The sequence below is a fragment of the Fulvivirga sp. AWR4_260 genome, from assembly GCF_056158185.1.
In genome coordinates this window covers 2,370,685-2,391,957 of sequence record NZ_JBSWSU010000015.1, presented here as the reverse complement: position 1 = coordinate 2,391,957, position 21,273 = coordinate 2,370,685, and the positions used below count along the sequence as shown (strand labels likewise).

The 21,273-nt window shown below is 39.3% G+C and carries 13 protein-coding genes; 9 read left to right on the top strand and 4 right to left on the bottom strand.

Annotation, left to right across the window (positions count from 1 at the left end):
- The first annotated feature begins 1 nt into the window (after position 1).
- Genes ACXACQ_RS16400 through ACXACQ_RS16360 form a run of 9 tightly spaced genes read left to right on the top strand, consistent with a single transcriptional unit; the run spans position 2 to position 16,081 of the window.
- Positions 2 to 1,471 (top strand): PorP/SprF family type IX secretion system membrane protein, encoded by a 1,470-nt coding sequence (locus tag ACXACQ_RS16400; RefSeq protein WP_474977049.1) that lies wholly within the window; start codon positions 2 to 4, stop codon positions 1,469 to 1,471.
- Positions 1,464 to 3,152, top strand: a complete 1,689-nt coding sequence (locus ACXACQ_RS16395) for a hypothetical protein (protein WP_474977048.1) — start codon at positions 1,464 to 1,466, stop codon at positions 3,150 to 3,152. The genes ACXACQ_RS16400 and ACXACQ_RS16395 overlap by 8 nt, the downstream gene beginning before the upstream one ends.
- Before the next feature lie 24 nt (positions 3,153 to 3,176).
- Positions 3,177 to 3,623, top strand: a complete 447-nt coding sequence (locus tag ACXACQ_RS16390) for a lipocalin family protein (protein ID WP_474977047.1) — start codon at positions 3,177 to 3,179, stop codon at positions 3,621 to 3,623.
- A 22-nt stretch (positions 3,624 to 3,645) separates the two neighbouring features.
- Positions 3,646 to 4,104, top strand: a complete 459-nt coding sequence (locus ACXACQ_RS16385; protein WP_474977046.1) for a lipocalin-like domain-containing protein — start codon at positions 3,646 to 3,648, stop codon at positions 4,102 to 4,104.
- A gap of 27 nt (positions 4,105 to 4,131) precedes the next feature.
- Entirely contained in the window at positions 4,132 to 8,694 is a 4,563-nt protein-coding gene (locus tag ACXACQ_RS16380) for a hypothetical protein (RefSeq protein ID WP_474977045.1), read from the top strand.
- A complete protein-coding gene (locus ACXACQ_RS16375; protein WP_474977044.1) occupies positions 8,694 to 10,781 on the top strand; it encodes a fibronectin type III domain-containing protein in 2,088 nt (695 codons plus the stop codon). Before ACXACQ_RS16380 ends, ACXACQ_RS16375 begins: the two co-directional genes overlap by 1 nt.
- A gap of 7 nt (positions 10,782 to 10,788) precedes the next feature.
- Positions 10,789 to 13,053 carry a fibronectin type III domain-containing protein gene (locus ACXACQ_RS16370; RefSeq protein ID WP_474977043.1) on the top strand — a complete coding sequence of 755 codons (2,265 nt, stop codon included), beginning with the start codon at positions 10,789 to 10,791 and terminating at the stop codon, positions 13,051 to 13,053.
- A complete protein-coding gene (locus tag ACXACQ_RS16365; RefSeq protein ID WP_474977042.1) occupies positions 13,037 to 15,730 on the top strand; it encodes a DNA/RNA non-specific endonuclease in 2,694 nt (897 codons plus the stop codon). Before ACXACQ_RS16370 ends, ACXACQ_RS16365 begins: the two co-directional genes overlap by 17 nt.
- Positions 15,731 to 16,081, top strand: a complete 351-nt coding sequence (locus tag ACXACQ_RS16360) for a hypothetical protein (RefSeq protein WP_474977041.1) — start codon at positions 15,731 to 15,733, stop codon at positions 16,079 to 16,081.
- 91 nt (positions 16,082 to 16,172) lie between these two features.
- Here ACXACQ_RS16360 and ACXACQ_RS16355 read toward each other — a convergent pair whose 3' ends face one another.
- The 4 genes from ACXACQ_RS16355 to ACXACQ_RS16340 all read right to left on the bottom strand — a co-directional run bounded on the left by ACXACQ_RS16355 (position 16,173) and on the right by ACXACQ_RS16340 (position 21,134).
- Positions 16,173 to 16,430, bottom strand: coding sequence for a helix-turn-helix domain-containing protein (locus ACXACQ_RS16355; RefSeq protein WP_474978484.1), 258 nt, complete (start codon positions 16,428 to 16,430; stop codon positions 16,173 to 16,175).
- Positions 16,431 to 16,686: 256 nt separating this feature from the next.
- Entirely contained in the window at positions 16,687 to 17,547 is an 861-nt protein-coding gene (locus ACXACQ_RS16350) for a hypothetical protein (protein WP_474977040.1), read from the bottom strand.
- Between the two features lie 486 nt (positions 17,548 to 18,033).
- Entirely contained in the window at positions 18,034 to 18,825 is a 792-nt protein-coding gene (locus ACXACQ_RS16345) for a hypothetical protein (RefSeq protein WP_474977039.1), read from the bottom strand.
- Positions 18,826 to 19,379: 554 nt separating this feature from the next.
- Positions 19,380 to 21,134 (bottom strand): hypothetical protein, encoded by a 1,755-nt coding sequence (locus ACXACQ_RS16340; RefSeq protein WP_474977038.1) that lies wholly within the window; start codon positions 21,132 to 21,134, stop codon positions 19,380 to 19,382.
- Positions 21,135 to 21,273: the final 139 nt, after the last annotated feature.

Sequence of the window (21,273 nt, the reverse complement as noted above, 5' to 3'; positions counted from 1 at the left end):
GATGATGAGAAAGCTTTACTTAATACCGATATTGTTTTTAGTCTTAGTGAGTGTTTCCCATGCGCAGCAGCTCACGTATAGTCAATTTGAAAGGGCTGGCATCCTCACCAATCCTGCATGGGCAGGTCTACAAACCTCATGGCAGCTGACAGCACAGTACAGACAACGTACGCTCACTAACGGAGAAAAGGCCAGTGAATCAGCCGTGAATGGACAATTTCCTCTTCTTAGTGCAACAGGAAAAATTAAAGGTGGTATTGGCCTTGCGCTGATGCATGGACAAACAGGGACAGAGACACAATACATCACTAATGGCCTACAAGGGGGTTATGCTCATCACATCCACCTGAACCCACACCAAATACTTAGCCTTGGAGTGAATGCCGCATGGCACCAACAATATTTTAGTGAGGGCGCTATTTACACCGCCAGTCAGTGGGACAGTTACTATGGCTTTGATCCTAATTTACCCACAGGTGAAGTCAATGGCTTTGATAAAACAGGTTACCTGTCTATATCAGGTGGCTTGAATTGGGGATTACATGATGATATGGGGCGGAATCGTGCTTATTTAGGAGTCAGTGCCTACCAGCTCAATAGCCCTGAGGTAGCGTGGGGCAATAGCGACTATCAGTTATCACAAGTATACAGCGTTCAAGGTTACTGGGCACTTTTTGAAGGAGTACAATGGCAAATTGGCCCAGCCGCACATTATCGATATGAAAACAACAATCACTTTGTACAGTCAAGGTTAGTGGCCAGAAAATATTTCGAGAACAAAAATCCCTTTGATATCATAAAAGATGGCTACATAGAAATGTACGGAGGCTATAGAGACCAAGGACAAGTTGCCCTTGGCCTACAAATACAGCAACCACAGTTTGCTGTAGGCTTTAGCTATGAGGTGCCTACGGGCAGTTATGGCCAAATCACAGGCAATAGCTTAGAAGTGAGTTTTACTTTTAGAGGACTTTTGAAATCAAAGACTTCTAAAACTACAACTATAGCCCCTTCGGAATATCAGGTCGGCTCAGTGAAAGATATTCAGTTTGAAAGGCCTGAGGCACAAGCTGAGGAAGGAGAAAATGTAACGGGTAACGTGAGTCAAACGCCACGCACAGCAGCCGATTATCACATTGCTTTAAGGAAGGATTTTAAATTCGGCTTTAACAAAAGTGAACTGGATAATGAGGCTACCGATTATCTTGATGAGATTGTAAGTCTGCTACAAGCACAGCCCTATACATATTTAGAAGTTATTGGTCATACAGATGATGTGGGCACTGCCAGTGCGAACAAAAAGGTGGCTATGCAGCGAGCTCAGGTGGTGATCGACTACCTGATCAGTCAGGGCATAGATGCCAAACGCCTGAAGGCTACTTCTAAAGCAGATAAAGCACCATTAGTCGCCAATGATTCAGAAGAAAATAGAGCGAAGAACCGTAGAGTAGAATTTATTATCTATGAATAAAAAAATAATACTACTCTTGTGTCTCACCTGCTGCTGTCTGCTTGCCAAAGCTCAGGATTTGCAGCAGGTAGGTAAAAGTGACCCCTTAAAGGTAAATGGAGGAATAAGTCTGAATCAGATTTTTTACGCAGTCCATGGTATTGATCAGCGTAGAGACCCTTATGCTTATTATTTAACAGGACAACTGGCCTTTAACCTCTATGGGTGGAGTGTGCCTTTTTCGTTTAGTGTCTCCAACCAAAATACCAGCTTTCAGCAGCCTTTTAATCAGTACGGGTTACACCCAAAGTACAAGTGGATTACGGCTCATTTAGGGTGGAGTAGCATGAATTTCTCCCCTTATACCCTCAACGGGCATCAATTTTTGGGTGCTGGAGTAGAAGCCACTCCCACTAATAAATGGAGCATTAAATCCATGTACGGAAGACTTATTAAAGCTGTAGAAGCGGATAGTCTGCAAGAAGCGGCTTTTCAGCGAATGGGTTATGGCCTACAGCTAAAATATGGTGAAGGCAACGACTTTGTGGCCGGCACCTTGTTTAGGGCTGCTGATGATGCACAATCGTTAGACAGCATTCCTGAGGGCTTATTTCCAGAAGAGAATTTGGTATTGAGCATTAGTGCTAGCAAGAAACTCATAGACCAGTTGAGCCTCAGTGCTGAATATGCTACCAGTGCCCTTACTCGTGATACCGGTGTAGAAGAAAATAGCAATAGCCCCTTTCCTTTTAATAGTGCAGGTGGATTGTATACCCCAAGGTATTCATCCAGCTACTACCACGCCTATAAGGGAGCACTTAATTATCAGGGAGCAGGGTATTCTGCTGGGGTGACTTATGAAAGAATAGATCCGGGGTATAGAACCTTGGGCGCTTATTATTTTAATAACGATTTAGAAAACATTACCGCACAGGTGAATTGGACAATGTTTGGCGGTAAAGTAAACATGGGTGTAAACAGTGGTTTACAACGTGATAACCTCGATGACAATAAAGTTAGCGCCATGAGGCGTTGGCTGGGTGCTATCAATGCTACCTATAGTCCCACGCAAAAGCTTAACCTGAATGCCTCTTATTCTAACTTTCAGACCTATACCAACATCAGGTCTCAATTTGATAATATTAATCAGTTGACTCCTTATGATAACCTAGACACGCTGGACTTCACCCAAATATCGCAAAATGCCACCTTGACGATGGTATATATGCTTTCTACAGGCAAACAAAAAAGAGAAAGCCTGAATGTGAATACCACCTTTCAAGATGCTTCAGATGATCAAGGTGGAGCAGAACAAAACAGTGGCACAAGGTTTTATAACATGAATTTGGCCTATAATATTAGCTGGGTGCCACTCAACACTTCGGTGGCTATTTCTTTAAATGGATCCAGAAATGAAAGCGCGTTAACCAACGGCACTATGATAGGCCCAACCATAGCGGTAAGGCGTACTTTTTTTGAAAGAAAGCTGAATACGACTCTTACCCTTGGGGGGAATAACACCTATCAAAATGGGGCACTAGCCAATACAGTAATCAATCTAAGGGTGAACGGCAATTACACTTTAAAGAAAAAACATAACATCAGCTTAAACATGGTGATGCTTCGAAGGACAGTGGAGATTGCCACAAGTCCAGACTTTAGTGAGTTCACCGGAACACTTGGATATAGCTTTAATTTTTAAACTCAATTAATAGAACAGATGACAATGAATCGATTTTTAAAATTTTCTTCCTTGGCGCTTATGGCAGCCTTGACTTTTACTGCTTGTAGTGATGATGATAAGGATGAGATCAGCCCTGAAGATGAAAAATTAAATTTACTCACTTCTACAGTTTGGTACGAAAACAGGTTTATCACCTCTGTAACTCCTGATGGAGAATTGGAAGATTGTAGGAAAGATGATGAGAACCGTTTTTTAACTAATGGCAAGTACACTTATACGGTGATGGGAGACTCGTGTGATCCAGAAAGAAAAAATTACGAAGTACTTTGGACGATTAATGAAACCATGGATACAGTAACCTTTACCAATGGAGACAACTCCGAGGATCAAATCATTATAAAGCTCAATGCAGATACTTTACAATTAGAACTGCCATATAGAAAAAATGATGTTTCGTCAGGCTGGGTATGGGAATACATTTCAAAATAAATTCAACAAATAAAATAATCACATGAATCGATTTTTAAAATTTTCAACTCTAGTAGTGATAGCTGCCATGACCTTCATTTCTTGTAGTGACGATGATGGCGATAATGAGCCTACCCCTTATGATCAAACGCTTATCTACTTGACCAACAATAGCACAAAATCATGGCAACTTATAGAGTCTTATGAAGATGGTGAAGATGTAGGGGTTACGGATTGTTATGAAGATGATATCTATCTTTTCAATGTCAACTTAAGTTTATCTGTCATTCATGGAGATAATGATTGCGACAGCAACAGCAATGAAGATTATTCAACACCCTTTTCTCTTACAAAAAACGGTAAAACAATTATTCTCACTGACTTGAATGAGTCGCATACGCTTTCACAGATTGATGAAGATGAGATGACTTGGTCTTATAAGGGGTATGATGAAGATATTGCCGATACCGTACTATTTGAAAGTGTTTTTAAGGCTCTTTAATAATTTATTAAGCACAATATTATTTTTATGAAAAGGTTTCTGCTCATTATATTATTTATAGCATCAGTAATTTCAGGGAACGCGACTCCAGTTGATTCCCTGTCACATTCCACTTTTGGGAAAGACTTACCTGTATCACACAAGGCCAGTTATCATCAGATGAGTGTGAGTAAATATGCCAATGTAATGAGCAGATCCTTCGATTTGCCCACCCTTGAAGCTTTAGATAAAGATGTAGACTTTGGTAAAACTCCAATACTCTTAAGTGATACTTTGGAAGCAGAGCGACTACGTGCCTTTGAAGTGGATCATTATGTAAAAGAAAATAAAAGGTTTGTAGAAACCTTTGATGAAACCCTCATCCTAGATTTACCAGTAGGTATTAAAAAGACCATTGGCAATTTAAAATACACCATTGTAGTTAGCGGTTTTGAAATGAAGCCTGATGGTGCTTATCTGAGTGCTTACATGATTTTTGAAGTGCCCGATAGTGATGAAAAGCTCGCTTTTGGCGGTCATAAAATAAAATTCAGTAAAAAAGGAGGCTTATCTAACGGTGCTCAGCTTAGGCTACTGGGCGCGCACAGTATGAATTTAGGCCCCAAGACCTTACTTACTTTATTAGGAAATAACACTTTTATTGAATGGGATTGCAATGGCTTTAAAGCTATGGGCATAGAGGCTGATGTAGAGTTTAGCAGAGACCTTTTCGTACCTGATTCTGCTGCTATCAATCAAGAAAAAAGAGTAAAGGGACATTTCTCTACTGTGCTTACAGATTGGAATGACATGATTGCTGAAATTACCCTTCCAGCCTTTCGTTTAAAACATTTGGATGGCTTCGTTTTCACTGTAAAAAAAGCCATTATTGATAACAGTACCCTGAGGGCTTTGCCAGGGATGAACTATCCCGACAATTATGAACTTGCTGCACAACAAGGATTATGGAAAGGAATTTATATAGAAGAAGTTTCTTTACAACTGCCTGCCCCCTTTACCAAAAAAGGGAGCAAAGAAAAAACTAAAATATCGCTTTATAATGCTGTTATCGATAAGCAAGGCCTCTCTGCCATTGCTGAGGTAAAGCGGCTCTTAGACCAAAATGAAGGGCGCATGGACAAATGGCCTTTCTCTGTTGATGCCTTTAGATTAAACATTGTATCTAACACCATCACCATGGCAGGCTTTGAAGGAGACATTAAGCTGCCGGTAGTAAAAGATAAGCCCCTAAATTATAAAGCCGTTATTGCAGCCAATAATGAATATACCTTTAGCGTATCAGGGCCTGCATCAGAAAAAATTAAATTCAATTTTATAGCGGGCACCGAGGTAGAGCTATTTCCTAGTTCTTATATAGAAGTGAGGATTAAAGACAATAAGTTTTTACCTAAAGCCAGCCTCAATGGACAAATGAATATTGGTGTGAGTAATGAACTCACAGTGACCAGCCTTGGTTTTGAACGCTTAAATTTACAGACCGTAGACCCACAGATTTCAATTGGAGGTTTCTCCTTTTCCAAAAAGTCTAAAGAAAAAGATAAGCTGGGAAGTTTCCATATAGGAATTACCGATATATATGGCACCACTACAAAAGATGAGATGAAGCTCTCATTTACAGCCATGGTGGCGCTGACAGGAGATGGTGAAGGCGCAGGAAGTTTAGGGGGGCAAGCTGGCTTTACTATCATTAGTAAGATGCAGGGGGAAGAAGAAGAAACTCCCGGTCTTTCTACAGAAACCCCTACAGCCTATCAGGCCCCTCACTGGGAATTTGATCGCCTTGAAGTGAGTAAAATCGGCATTGCCTTTGACCAAGGAGCCTTTGCGCTGAAAGGCTCTTTAGCATGGTTTAAAGATGACCCTACCTATGGCAATGGTTTTAATGGAGATGTGGCGATGAGTGTTATGCAGGGAGCCATTAGTGTTAAAGCGGTGGGGCTTTTTGGAAAAATAAACAATACTCACTATTGGTTTGCCGATGCACTGGCACCACTACCACCAGGCATGGGCTTTGGAGCCGTAGAATTTAATGCTTTTGGAGGTGGGGCTTTTTACCATGTCACACCTTCTACTAAGTCCACTTATGGCAGAGGTATGAGCCTTTCTGGTATTAACTATGCCCCTGACTCCACGGCAGGCTTAGGCCTGAAGGCTACTGTATTACTAGCTACGCCACAGCCAAGCGAATCATTATTTAATGGAGATGCTACTTTGAAATTTGATTTCAATGAAGGCGGAGGACTTAGAGAGGCTAACTTCAAAGGCAATGGTTACTTTTTAACCCCGATGATCACCATTAGCATGCCCGGACTCTCTGGTATGGTTGGGAATATGGTCAGTGGAATGGCGAACTCGTTGATGCCTAAAGCGGCCATATCTGCTCACATCGATATACAATATGATGTAGCGAACCGCACACTACATGGCAACTTTGAAACTTTTGTCAATGTTGCCTATGGCATCATCAAGGGCATTGGAGACAATAACAGGGCTGGCTGGGCAGTGCTACATGCAAGCCCCGATGATTGGTACATCCACGTAGGAAGCCCTGATGATCCTATCGGTTTACAGCTCTTAGGGCTCGTTAAATCTAAGAGTTATTTTATGATGGGTGATTACATTCCAGGTAGCCCTGCTCCACCGCAACTGGTACAAGAAGTACTGAATACCGGAGAAGATATGATGACCTATATGGATGACCTTAATGCGGTAGGCGAAGGACAAGGCATTGCCTTTGGCTCTAGGTTCGGGATGGACACCGGTGATAAGAGCTTTCTTATGTTTTATGGGCGTTTTGCTGCCACCGCTGGCTTTGATGTGATGCTGAAAAATTATGGTAGCACTACCTGTGTTGGCAGTAACTCTCCTATCGGGATCAATGGCTGGTATGCCAATGGACAGGCCTTTGCTGCCTTCATGGGTAAAATAGGTATTAAAGTGAAGCTGTTTGGCAAAAAACGAAAGCTAGAAATCCTTAAAATTGCCGCAGGCGCTATACTGCAAGCCAAGCTTCCAAATCCTTTTTGGATGAAAGGAGTAGTTGGTGGTGACTTCTCTGTGATGAATGGTCTGGTGAGTGGGCATTGTAAATTCGAAGTTACTATAGGAGAAGAATGTGAACTACAGGCCGGCTCAGTACTTGAAAGCCTCGCTGTTATTAGTCAATTGACTCCTGGAGAAGCAGAGAAAACTGTCAATGTATTTACTGCTGCCCAAGGGGTGTTTAATATGGAAGTGGATAAAGTCTTTCAAATGGTAGATTTGGATGAAGAGCGCAAGCTTTTTAGAATTAAGCTGGATGAAATCAAGATCATGGATGGCAACACTCCTTTAGCGGGTAAAATCAGTTGGAACAACCTTCATGATGTAGTTTCTTATAAAACCTCAGAAATACTACCGGGAGAAAAACAGCTTAAATTCATCGTGCAGGTGAGCTTTGAAGAAAATAAGAATGACACCTGGATACCTGTGGTCGTTAATGGAGAAAAGGTAATAGAAAGAAAAGAAAGCATGTTTACCACCGGCAAAGCTCCGGATTATTTGCCAGAAGAAAATGTGGCTTATAGCTATCCAATGAACGGTCAGTTACACTTCCACCCGAAAGAATATAACAAGGGGTACATTCATCTGATTAGTGGAATGAAAGCGCTATTTACACCAGCAGAAAACTGGAAACAAACCGGCCGCATAGTAACAAGTAATGGAGAGGAGTTGCCTTTTGATTTTACTTACGCCAACAATCAGGTAGATTTTCAACTGCCTGAAGGCCTTAACACCAACACCATTTATGCTATTGAGTTAGTGAATACACCATTATACACTTCTGATGGTATTGATAGCAATGTCGAAGAAGGAAATGTTAGCCTTACCCTAGGGAATAATGGCTCTACTGCTCAAACCAAAACCAAGACCGCCACAGGTACCATTCAGCAGTATCAGGAAAAAGTGATCTTTAGTGCGGTATTCCAAACCAGTCAGTATAATACCTTTGAAGATAAAATTAGAGCTATAAGCGTTAACAATACCTGGAGAGTGCCCATTAGACCTACAATCCATCAGCTAAAAGCGGCCATCACTAGTAATGAGACTTTCGACACTTTTGAGATCAATAGGGGTACTTATTATGAGCCATTGGTGAGTTTTAGTGCAGATCTGGATATTCCTTGGTTCAATAATATGATTAAGCCTTTAGCTTATCCTGCTCCATTCCCTATTGATGGATTAAACATAACACGTGCTGAAGAGCCTTATGGTATTCCACCTTATAAAGCCCTGTATATTAAACAAGATGATGAGGGCATGAGGCTGACTGAGGATATGGTGAATGGCGTAGTGCCGATGAGTTCACCGGGCAACAGCACCATCGTGTATAACCTGCCCTTTATCATGTATCAGGATTATTCCGAATTAAGGCAGCAGGCTGCTAACACTGTCAGCTATAGCAATGGCAGTGGTTGGATGGAGCGGATTATCACTACTCCTTTTCCAGGCATAGCCACAGGCACTACTTACAAGGTAGAAGTAGGATATCGCCTACCAGGAACGGATATTATTCGCTCTAGAGGCACCATCTCATTTATTATCAACTGATGAAGAAGCTACATAACATGAAAATATTGAATCTATTCGGATGGCTACTGGGCATAGTGATATTCACAGCACAGCCAGTTTGTGCCCAGCAGTCTTCCGCTAGTATTAAAGCTATCGCCCAGCCTGAAGATGGTCGTATTCTACTCAGGTGGGCACCTGATTCACCGGTAGCTTGGGAGCTACTCAATAAATATGGTTATACTTTAGAAAGGGTGACCATCACCCGTAAGGGCAAAAAGCTGGCCTCCCCTGAAACTATCAAATTATGGAGTACGCCTCATCCTGTAGCGGCTTTAGCAGCATGGGAAGCCTTGGTAGACAAAGATGATTACGCTGCTATTGCAGCTCAGGCCATTTATGGAGAGACCTTTGAATTATCCGACAATTACAGAAGTGATATCCTGCAAGTAATCAATAAGTCAAGGGAGCTGGAACAGCGGTTTTCATTTGCCTTATTTGCAGCAGACATGTCTGTAGAGGCCGCTCGTCAGTCGGCTTTATACTATGAAGATAAACAAGTGAAGGCAGGCGAACAGTACTTATATCGCATTCACAGTGCTGTGCCTGAAAATATTTTGAAGATCGCTTCAGGGATGGTTTTCACCAGCTTGGAGGAAGCCGTGCCATTACCCGTACCCGCTACACCCACTGCTGAATTCACTGACCTTATGGTTACCCTTACTTGGGACAGGGAAATTTACACCACCACCTACACTGCCTTTCAGGTAGAAAGGGCGACTTCTTCAGGTGAATTTACCCCCATCTCTGATATTCCATTTGTTAATGCCGCTAGCAATAAGGAGTTTCAACATGAGATGTATGTTATCGATTCCCTACCCCAAAACAATGTGAACTATCGCTACCGCATCAGGGGGCTTACGGCCTTTGGTGCCTATGGCCCTTATTCCGATGAGGTATCAGGTGTGGGCAGAGATGAGTTAGAGGCAAGCCCAGCTATCAGCGCTCATACTTTGGTGAACAATAAGGTAACGCTGCAATGGGAATTTGATGAGCGCTATAATTATCAGGTAGAGAAATTTCAATTATTAAGAGCAGAAAATGATCGATCAGGCTTTGAGTTGATCAAAGATAACATCGGGCTAAACCAGCGTAGCGTTCAAGACCTCAATCCACTGCCTACTAATTACTACCAAATCAACTTGGTAGGTAAATACGGACAGCAGTTGGCCTCTATGCCATATCTTGTACAACTGATCGATAGTATTCCTCCTGTAGCCCCACAAGGTTTGGCAGGAACCATGGACACCACAGGAATTGTAAGCCTACATTGGAAAGCTAATACCGAAAGGGATATGGAAGGCTATCGTTTATTCAGAAGCAATTTTGAAGATGGTGAATACATCCGTATCAGTTCAGCTACCATTGGTGATACGCTCTATTATGATACCTTAAGTACGAATAATATTACAGCACAGGTATACTATAAACTAGTGGCGATAGATAAACATTTTAACCCCTCTGTTTACTCCAAGGCACTGGAAGTAGAGAGGCCTGACAATCAGCCACCAGTGAGTGCGGTATTCACAAGGATTACCCCCACCCAAGGGAGCATCACCTTGGCATGGATACCAAGCAGTAGTGCAGACTTAAAAGACCAGTTAATCTACAGAAGAAGTGATGCAGACCCTCAATGGAGGCTGGTGCAAGTAATGGCTAAAGTAGATACCACTTGGAGTGATGCACAGGTAAGCCAAGAAAAAACGTATCAGTATACTTTGATCAGCATTGATCACTCTGGCTTGGAGTCACCACCATCGGTACCCCTTTCTTCTACACCTCTACCCGTAAAAGTGAGAAAGGGTGTAGAGAAGCTTTATTACCAACAGCAAGAAAATACCATAGTGCTAGGTTGGGAATACGAAGGAAAAAACATTACCCATTACATGATTTACAGGGCTGAGGAAGACGCTCCCATGAGCCCACTAAAAGCAGTAAATGCCGATAGTCATACCTATGTAGATACTCAAGTAGAACAAGGGAAAGTATATCACTACCGTGTGGGCATTGATTTTAATGATGGATCTACAGCCCAACTAAGTGATGAGATTATAGTAAAGGTTAATTAAAGCATTCATGAGAAAGTACATCTATAGCTTCCTTTTATTTTTAAGTTTATGCATGGGTTTGCGTGGCCTACACGCCCAGTCATACCCCGTACAGGCTACTTTTCAATTGGTGCCGCCCTATTCTTTATACCTTTCAGATTATGCTGCGGTAGACAATAATAAAATTGCGCTCAACCTCTTGCTGAAAGATTTAAACAAGCAAGATTTACAGGCACGCCTAAAATTAACTATTGAGGGAGTGGGCATTACCATTACCACCAGGCCTGACTATAGACCTCAGCCCCTCTATTTACAGGGCGGACTTCCTGAGATGCTGGGTGCCGCAGACCTAGCACCTTATTTTAGCCCTGAAAATCTTATATTTCAAGGCATCAGCAGAGACCGACTCACCAAAGGCAATGCACTGCCAGAAGGTTTTTACCGCATCAGCTTTCAGCTGTTGGAGTATAACTTGGGAGCAGAAGTTTCTAATATAGCTTCAGCCTCAGCCTGGTTAATGCTCAATGATCCTCCTATGATCAACCTGCCTATGAACGGTGAAAAGGTAAGGGCGCAGGAACCTCAAACAGTACTTTTTCAATGGACACCAAGGCACACAGGCTCCCCCAATGCTGCCTTTGCCACTGAATATGAATTTCAACTCGTAGAGCTATGGCCAGAAGGCAGAGACCCTAACAATGCCATACAATCTACGCCTCCTATTTTTGAGACTACCACTTATAGCACCTCTTTGATTTATGGCTTGGCCGAGCCTCCTCTAGTGCCTGGGAGGCATTATGCTTTCCGTGTGCGTGCCAAGGCGATGAGCGGCATAGAACAATTAGACTTGTTTAAAAACAATGGTTATAGCCAGGTACACAGCTTCGTGTATGGTGATGCCTGTACGCCACCTACTGTAGTAGAGGCCTCTACAGTGAGCAGCACACGAATAAAAGTAAGCTGGCAGGCCGAACCATACCAGACACAGTTTACGGTATACTATCGTGAAAAAGACAGTGATGAAGAATGGCAAACACAATCCACTTACCTGAATGAAGCTACTATTGATGGACTTACACCTGACCGTGAATATGAATTTCAGGTGAGTGCCTTTTGCGGTAGCATAGATGGAGGAAGAACGGCCACCGTTACTTCTGCTACCTCACAAATACCTGTGACCAACTATACCTGTGGTGCTGATCCGGGAGCCATAGACCTTGAAAATAAAAATCCTCTACAACAACTTGAATATGGACAAACCTTTAAGGCTGGTGATATTGATGTAAGGGTGATTAATGTGGAAGGATCTAATGGATATTATACAGGAAAAGGTCATGCGCAAATGCCTTGGCTCAACAATGTAAAAGTCAGGGTCATATTTGAAAATATCTATATCAATACTGATTACCAGATGATCAGAGGTACTGTAAAGACAGTCTTTAACGCTAACAGTCCCATGGTATTTGACCTAGATGGTGATGGTGTGCTACAAGAAGATGGCGGCAGCGATGATGCAACACCACCTTTTGAAGGAACTACCATAGAAGTAGATGGCGTAATTGCCAGTGTAAGCATCAGCGATGCCGGTGACATTATTATAGAAAAAGAAGATGGCACCACAAAAACCATTACCCCCGAAAAAGATGAAGCAACAGGAGAAAATATCCCTACCCAAATCACAGATGAGGCTGGAAATACCTATACCGTAGATAAAGATGGGAATGTAACTAAGGGAGCTGGCAGTGCAGGTGGCGGAGAGAGTAATAGTGTGGATGCTAATGAGCTGGATGATTTAGGAAAATTGATATTAAGTATAGTCAATGAGAGAATATTGCAACGCAGCACAGAAGATAAAACACTAGCAGCCCAAGTAAAATTAGCCAATCAAGACCTTGTGAAAACTACGATAGACATTAATAAAATAGACACCAAAGCCTATTCCAGTAACTTATCTGTTGAAAATATTGAGGTGAGTTCAGTGACAGTGACTGAAAGTGATTATTCCGATTTAACTTCCAAGCTTCCAGAGCTTGACACCTACTCACAGGCATCATCAGCCTATTTCAAAGATTTGCTACAATACCAATCTAACAAGCTGGCTTGGCAATATTTACTATCATCTAAAGAAAAGGATGCATTTATATCATTTCAACAAAAAATAGCTGACAGCATAAAGGCTGTATATAGCACTTATGCTGATTTTGAAAAGGAAAAAGAAGAAGTGCAAAAGGCTTTTATTACAGAAAGAATTAAAGAACTTGAAACTGCTAAAGTAAATGAGATACTTGATTAAAATACCTGAGCTGTTATTAAGCCTATTAATAGCCTTAATGGTTTTATGTGGTACGAAGTCCTACAGTACTTCATTTGACCACACAGAGGATAGTCATGATAGTTTTGGTGACAACTTCAGTAAGGCAATACATCAAAATGCAATAAATGATCTTGCTGGTAAGACTTTTAAAAACAATTACATCATAGTTGATGATCAATGGATAGAGCAGCATGGCAGTGTATTGAGCAATAGCAAACTAACTCAAATCAATAATACTTTGATTGAGTATAATACCACCAGTAATACAAAGTTTTATATTGGTTTAAGAGGGCTGGGTGCTTTGCCGGTCGTCAGTAATGATCAATACGGTGCTATTGCTTCTAATAATACGACAACATACCTCACTTCTACAGGTCAGGTCAATACTAATGACATTATAAAAGAAGCCATAGCTTATGAAAAATCATATGTGGGTACTATACTGGCTAAGCCACTATTATCTACCAGTGAGAGCCATGTGATTTTCACCTTTTCTCAATACTATACCGAACATCACACTATCAATAGTGTAGAAAGAAAAATTTATGGCTTGGGGAGTCATTATTACAACGCTAATGCAGCCACTCAAGGAGGATTATTAAAACAGCACTATGCTTCTAATAAAGAGGCATACAGTTTCATTAAGAACATAGAATATTCCCTTGAAAATTATGTGCATGCTGCCATTGAGATTCTCAAAAGCGCTCCTTATGATGTTGAAGTAGCAGAGCAACCTTGTACCCCTGAAATACAACAAAATTTACTTTCCTCATACGCCAATCATCCATGGCTTCAAAAAGGGAGTCCTTTTAAAAAGCTAATAGAAGATAACCCATGCTTACTAAGGGGAACTAAGAAAATTGGTGAGGGCTTGGGATACGAGACTGAGTGGATGCAGAATTTTAACCGAACTTTCGGAACGGCCAGTATGGCAGCTATGGTGCCAGCGGTAATTGGTGTTTTGGGGCCAGCGATTATTGAAGAATTAGGGGCTGAAAAAGCTCGTGATTTTGCTGTTGGTATGACAGTAGATGCTGCCCTTCAAACTGCATTTCTTGTCGCTTTTGATGGTGCAAGTGTTAGTGAGGCTGCAAGTCAGATTGACCGTTATTCTGTGTTGGCATCAGGAACGGAAGCGTTATATGAAAATACTTATTTTTCTGTATCCGTATCTTGTTTGCTAGACGGAATTACTGAAAACGGTGAGTTAGATAAAAACTTGACATTTGGACGATTTAGTAAAGAATGTGCTAGAGGTGCTTTAAGTGCTTACCTTACACAAAAAGCCCTTAAATTGGGCGGTAAGGTTTTTATGAGTCTGAAAAATATGGCTATTGGCAAGCCCGCTCAATTTGGTTTAGGGCTGGCCAGGCTAGGAATAGTAGAAACCAGCCAAGTAAAAACCGTTTGTGAATACCTAGGCTTAGATCCTAACCTCATTAATAAAATTATAGGGGCTTGCTTTATCGAGGGTACCCCTATCGTAATGAGTGATGGTTCAAGCAAATCTATAGAAAATATAGCTGTAGGAGATTATGTGAAGTCTTTCAATGTAGACACCAAGAAAATCTCCAGTGGAGAGGTAAAACATATATTCAAAAGAACTACAGGTAAACTATTAACCTTATATACGTCTCAAGATACCATTGTTACTACCCCAGAGCATAGATTCTATGTAAAAGACCAATGGGTGGCGGCACAATACTTATCCAAAGGAATGGAATTGTGGCCTTTAGCTAGTGGAGAAAAACAACAGGTAATAGAAATAGCAATAAAGGATACTTTAGTTACTGTATATAACTTTGAAGTAGCCGAATTAAATTGTTACTTTGCTGGCACATCAGGGGTATTAGTGCATAATGAGTGCGTAGTACTTCCTGATCACTTGATGAGTTATTTCAAACAGCTTGACGAGAGTGTTCAACAAAAGGTTAGCACTTTAGGAGACAGGGTAAGTGACTTCTTAGAAGATGCTCAAGGCAATAACAAATTGTTGGAGTTGGTCAACGCGTGGAGTAAACTTTTTGAAGCTCCAGATGCGATCCGAAAAAACATAGATCTTTTAGAAGATGTAACCAACTGGCCAAAGTCTTGGAAAATCACTAAATCTAGTGATGGAATGATCGTAGCTAATGGAAGTGGAAAGCAACTAGGAACGATATACAGTGATAAAATTGTAGCTCCTGCAAGGAAAGTATCTGGTGAATCTGGTAATGCCTTATTGAACCGTGTGCCACTTGTCAAGAACATTAAATATGATGTAGATGGATTCATTTATGAAACAGATGAATTAGGTCGTGTTTTAAGAACGGATGCTGATTTAGATGATGTAGTAAGGATTCGTTTAGGTAATCAGCAGATCAAAGCAGTAGATGTAAAGGATGGAGTTAGAGGTACAGATCAGGGAGGTCATATTGTAGGTTCTCGATTCTATGGCCCAGGGGAGCAAATCAACCTTTTTCCTCAATCGGCTAACCTTAATCAAGGAGCATGGAAACAGATGGAGAATACTTGGGCTGATGCTATGGTACAAGGTAAAGATGTTAAAATCAAAGTTGAGGCCATTTTTGAAGGGACTTCACAAAGACCTTCAAGCTTTAGAGTTGACTACACTATTGACGGTCAACCATTCAGAGAAACTTTTACTAATCAATAGATGCGGACAGAGAAAGAGATTTTTAATCAAATAGCTAACTCTATTATTGATATTCTACCAGAGAGTATAAACTTCAAGTATGCAGTGCTTGAAATTAAAAGGTTAGTTGGCAACGTTGGGTTTACAGGCTTTTACCTGACTGAAAATGATGAAAAAAAGTGGCTAGATATTTTCAGTTTTGAACTCCATGAAAGCTACATTGAAGACCTCTATCGAATAACTCAAGACGAAGCACCTATTCATAAGGATTGGAATCGGGCAAAATACACGCTCTATCCAGAGGGTAAAATGAATATTGAGTATATCTGGGATCAGGAATTACAGGATGAAGTTGATCGATTGAACGCCTGATTATAGATGTTGCCTAAATGGCACAAAAGTGTACTATAAGGTACATTTAAATTCTATTGAAAAAGCATTAATTTAGAATTCATCTAAATAATTAAACATCATTAAGTACACTCGCAAGGGTGTCCTTAATTTTTTTATCTACAAATGCATCAAGGATGGAGAATACCGTTGGGTTTTCTTCATCCGAAAGGCTCGAAATAAGTTTATTTTTTTCCACTGCAGTAGCGTCTTGCGAATTAATATCCTGTAAATCTTCCTCACTGGAAAACAGTTCAGAGAGCTTCACGCCTAAAGCTTTAGCAATCCTTTCCACTGCATTGATAGAAGGTTCCGTTTTACCTCCTTCAATTCTTGTATAAAGAGCTGCTCCATGTCAATAGCCACAATAAATTAATATTTGATTTAAAGCACTTTAATGACTTAAAATGATTTTGATATTATGTTTTATTGTTCATTTATCGTTTACGGTTTTAATCTATGATATTCCTTTTATTAATTTTAATACATTATCATTAGAGGTGCCATAACTAACTACGCTAATATCTAGCGGAGTATTTTTGAACTTATTTACCACCAGCTCAAGAGACTCTAATATTCAGTTCATATCATTGCCGAAAGCTCCCCCCACCCACTAATGTTAAATATACTTTATTACTTCCCGTTCTTTTTAAGTTGAGCAAAGCAGTATGCAATGTGGCCTCATACGTAGCTTCTAATATTAACCGTGCGAAACTTTCCCAGTACATAGGTTCAATATTTAAATAGGCTAAAGGTAAGGCAGAACAGTAAACCTGAGTAACTATTTGTTGATGTTCAATAATAGTTACTTGTGTATCCCACTGTATACCTATTTTGAGTTTGCCCTTAAGTAATTCTCTGCGCTCATACGATAGTTTACTAAGTTGGGAGTTAATGTTTAACAACCCCTGCTGATTAACCAAGGCATATCCATTGGACATTTTCCAAAGTAAAAGTTCTTTATTGTTGAGCTCTTTCCCTATAAGCTCTAGACAATCTATTTGATTAGAAGATGATTGCCCAACTTGGCCATTTAGAGGGACAAAGTAATTCCTATATATAGTACCTGCACCGCAAGCAATGGCACAAGCAGGGCCCTGAGTATAGTCATGAGCGTAGATGTCAATGCCTTGTTCTGGCGTAACTTGAGGAGTTACCATCTCTAATAAATTAAATTGAGAAGCAGCTTGAAACAATACATGTTTATTTACAGGATCACAGTGAAGTTCCTGTACATTTCCTACTACCTCATTAATACTCATTTGCCCTTCAAAATTGATTGTGCTAGTTTGTAGCCTTAACTGCTCTAATGTAGGAATTTCAAGGTGGCCAAATTGAAATGACTTACCATTTACTTTCGAAGTCATCATATTTCCTTCAATTTCTATATTCTTTCGAACTTGTTCAGGTGACAGTTCTTTAAAACCAACTAACTCATTAAACCACATAATATTAAATTCAATAAAAATTACAATTCTTAAAATTACCTTAAACTAAATCATTAAAGACTACCCCTGTAAACCAAATGATGTGAGAGGTGTATTTACTAAATTTGAATCAGATTAGCCGACCTACTTATCTATTTGTTTTAATAAATGATTCCCTAGAATTTCAATATGCAGGTAAAGATATTGTTCTTTATTTTGACCGTCTTTATTCTTATTATTTAATACAAGCCTTAAGGCAGTATTCTATTACCTGCACCAACGCTTGATTAAATAAATGTTTAACAAGTACAAAAGCTTAGAGCAAGCAAGCTCAAGATGATCACAGTGCTCAGAGATATAATGAATTCATATCCAAACCTGTTTTATCATTGGAGATTGGGGCAAAAATTAGTTTGATTTAACACTAATAACGTTCGCATAATATGAGCCATATGAATCGAGAGGTTGACGTATCGCTTTCAGGGGTGAGATTTTCCTTTGCCTACTTTACGATGCAATGTTTAGTTGAATATTCTCTATAGCAGATTGAAATTTCAAATAATTTAGACGTTCAAAGTTGTATACTACTCCAAATAATAATTTAAGGATTAATACAAAACAAGAAATCATGGCTATAACTCCAAAGATTTCTTCGAATGTATGTCTTGCCAAGTCATACGATTTAATACTGGAATGTCTATATATCCATGCTAAAAATTGATTCCAAAGCGGTACAAAAAGAACTAAAAATATGCTACTATTTAAAATTAGATTTCGTTTTGCTAGCTCAGCTTCTTTCGAGGCAATTTGAGCAAGTAGGTTTAATCGGTACTTATCCTCCAAATCTCCTTTTATAATAGCTTGCTGCTTCAAATAAGTAGTCAGTTGTTGTATTCTATATTCATAAAACTTATTGCTTGGCCAAGGCTTTAATATTCCTTTTTGTGTTTCAATTCCTAATTGGTTCACTGAACTTTTATGGTATTCATTAAGTATAATAAGAAGAATTGCTGTCACTCCCAGAGTTAATGTTACATATATTTTATTGTGGTGCAGATTGATTAGATAGAGAGAGAAAGCCGACACAGATAGATAAATTATTAATGAAAAGAGTAACAATTTTTTGCCCTTTGTTGTGTAAATCAGTTTTAATACGCCAAGATCCTCTTTGTAGTACTGATATATCGATGAAAATGTGTTCATAATATTGCCTAAAGATTTGTAGAGGGCCATAGAAAGCGATAAACTTTCAAGTTTTCCCTGAACCAAAACGTTGTATTTTGTTTTTATCTTATTCATTTTAAAAGCCAAATCAACGATTTGGCAGTGTTTTATATAACCAGAGCGCTTTCAAAAAACATTGATATTGGCTATATGTGATGCACGTACCCCGCATGAGCATTTAAATATTAATATACTAAATTATTACCTAGGATGAAAGTCACTTATGCGTGAGAGTCATTAGTAAGTCGTAAGAGTGTTTGCCTTGAGGTATTTACTGAAGGAAGGGAGACTACAAACCTCGGTTGCAAAGAATAGGAATTAAACGAATGGCTACGCAATAGACTGAGATACTGTATTTGGCACGACTGGAAAAAGCCAGAGCGAAAACGCAAAAACCTCATCCGATTAGGCGTAAAACAGGGTCAGGCTTATGCCTGGAGTAGAACCAGAATGGGAGGCTGGGCGGTAGCCCAAAGTCCTATTCTTAGAACTACCATTACCGTATCACGACTAAGAAAGAAAGGTTATAAAAGCATGCTGGATTATTACCTCAAACTTCAACCAGAGATTCAATGAACCGCGTAGTACGAGAACCGTACGCTACGTGGTGTGTGAGGCGCACCGTGGGCTTAAAGCTCACGGCCGTCTACAAGATTGTGTGTAGTTTTTCTTAATTCTCTAAATTCACTTTCTGTTTTATCATAAATTGTTTCGCATGCATCTAAATAATTATCATGCACTTGATTCTTTTCCAATCCAAATACTTCTATAGCTTTAACCAACTTATCATCTGAATTAGTCCCGCCCTTATGTGAATCCAATTGTCTAAGGTTATTTATAGCATTTAAATGTTTAATCAACTTCATTTCAATTAGTTCATTTTCTAATCGATTATTAATTTCAGCTGAGTCTTGTTTGAGATTTAACCCTGTTTCTTCAGCTACCCGAATGTAGTTCAATATGATATTTAAAAGTTTAATGCTGCGGATGACTTCTTCTGGATTCCTCTTGAACTTGTTTAAATCAATACCAAAAATATCAGAAGCAATATATCTGAGTTTTCTTTCAACTATATTTTCAACTAAGAAATGATGAAGTTTCTTGATACGAAACAAAAAGTCTTGCTTGGTTAATTTATGACTTAGATGATGTGTAAGCGGTTTTATAGTTTCTTCCGTGTACCATCCATAATATTCAAGCTTTTCCTTATCTAACCTAATTAATTCTTCGGTTTTGAGATAAGTTCCAAAATAATTAAAAATTAGTTGAGATAGGCTTTCTGCAAAATCTATGTATGTAAAAACTAAACTTTTAGCCTTATCAACAATATTTTCTTTATCGAAATCAACTACAGATTTGTTAACTGCAAATTTATTCCAATGAGCAATTACATCCGTTGGAGTTCCTTCATATAGTTTAAATAATTCAAGTTGAATATGATTCCTACCTACTCGTGAAGCTCTAGAAACTGACCATTGATTCATATATTCAACTCCACCTGATGGATAAACTTCATATTTTTCGTCTTTCTCATAAATATCTAAAACTTCATCTGATACGAATACATAATCAAAGTGCTTGGCATTTTTTCTAGAGATAGGTTCTGTGTATCCTGGCCAGTTAAAGACTTTCTTTTTTTTATCCCATTTACTAAATGGAACTTTATCGCCAAGTTTTATTTGTCGATATCCAGTTACCTCAGTAAATATTTTATTCTCTGATATTTTGTTAATTCTAAAATGGTTATACTTTGTTGTCCTTTCAAAATATCCATTTTCCCCTAATAATCCTTCGAGTTCTTGATTACATTCTAATATCCTAGTCTCACAATAAACCTGTATCAAGGATTTCTTTGTTAATTTTAAATAATCCTGTAAATAATCCTTTCTAACCTGAACATAGCTTTGCGAATAATTCGGGAAATCATAAACAGATTTAGGAATTAATGTAACAATATCCATTAAAGGTCTGCTAAGGTCATCCCAGTGAATCGTTTTCTCTGTTAATCTTGGTGTTAATCCATATGTTTGAAGAAACATTGGGTCTGGTTGAAAGGTAATATTATTAGCTGATTCCCAAGAATAGACAAACGGGCTGACATTTTCTAAACCTTCATGATTAGAAATGAAAACAGATGACCTTCCTTTATATTCGTAATCCTCATCATATATCGGATGTACAGAACTATCTGTTGCATGATTAATTTCCTTCGGATTTATAAATTTGATTAACTCAGGATTTATTAACAAGCTTTGATAATCTCTTGAAGATTGAATTCCTCCTTTTAATTCATGAGTTACAAGTTCACTTACAAACAAATAATCTCCCTTTATAGGACTAAACTCCTTTACATCGTCAAATATTTTAGGATACCAATTTTCCATATAAAAACTACACTGTTTCGGGGTTCGGTTAAATTACACACAACGACCGATGCGAATAGCTGGCCCGGTCTTGTTTGCGTTTCTTTTTTGAGTTATCAATTTTATTGCTTGGAAGAATAAGCTTCCAAGCCCTTCTGAA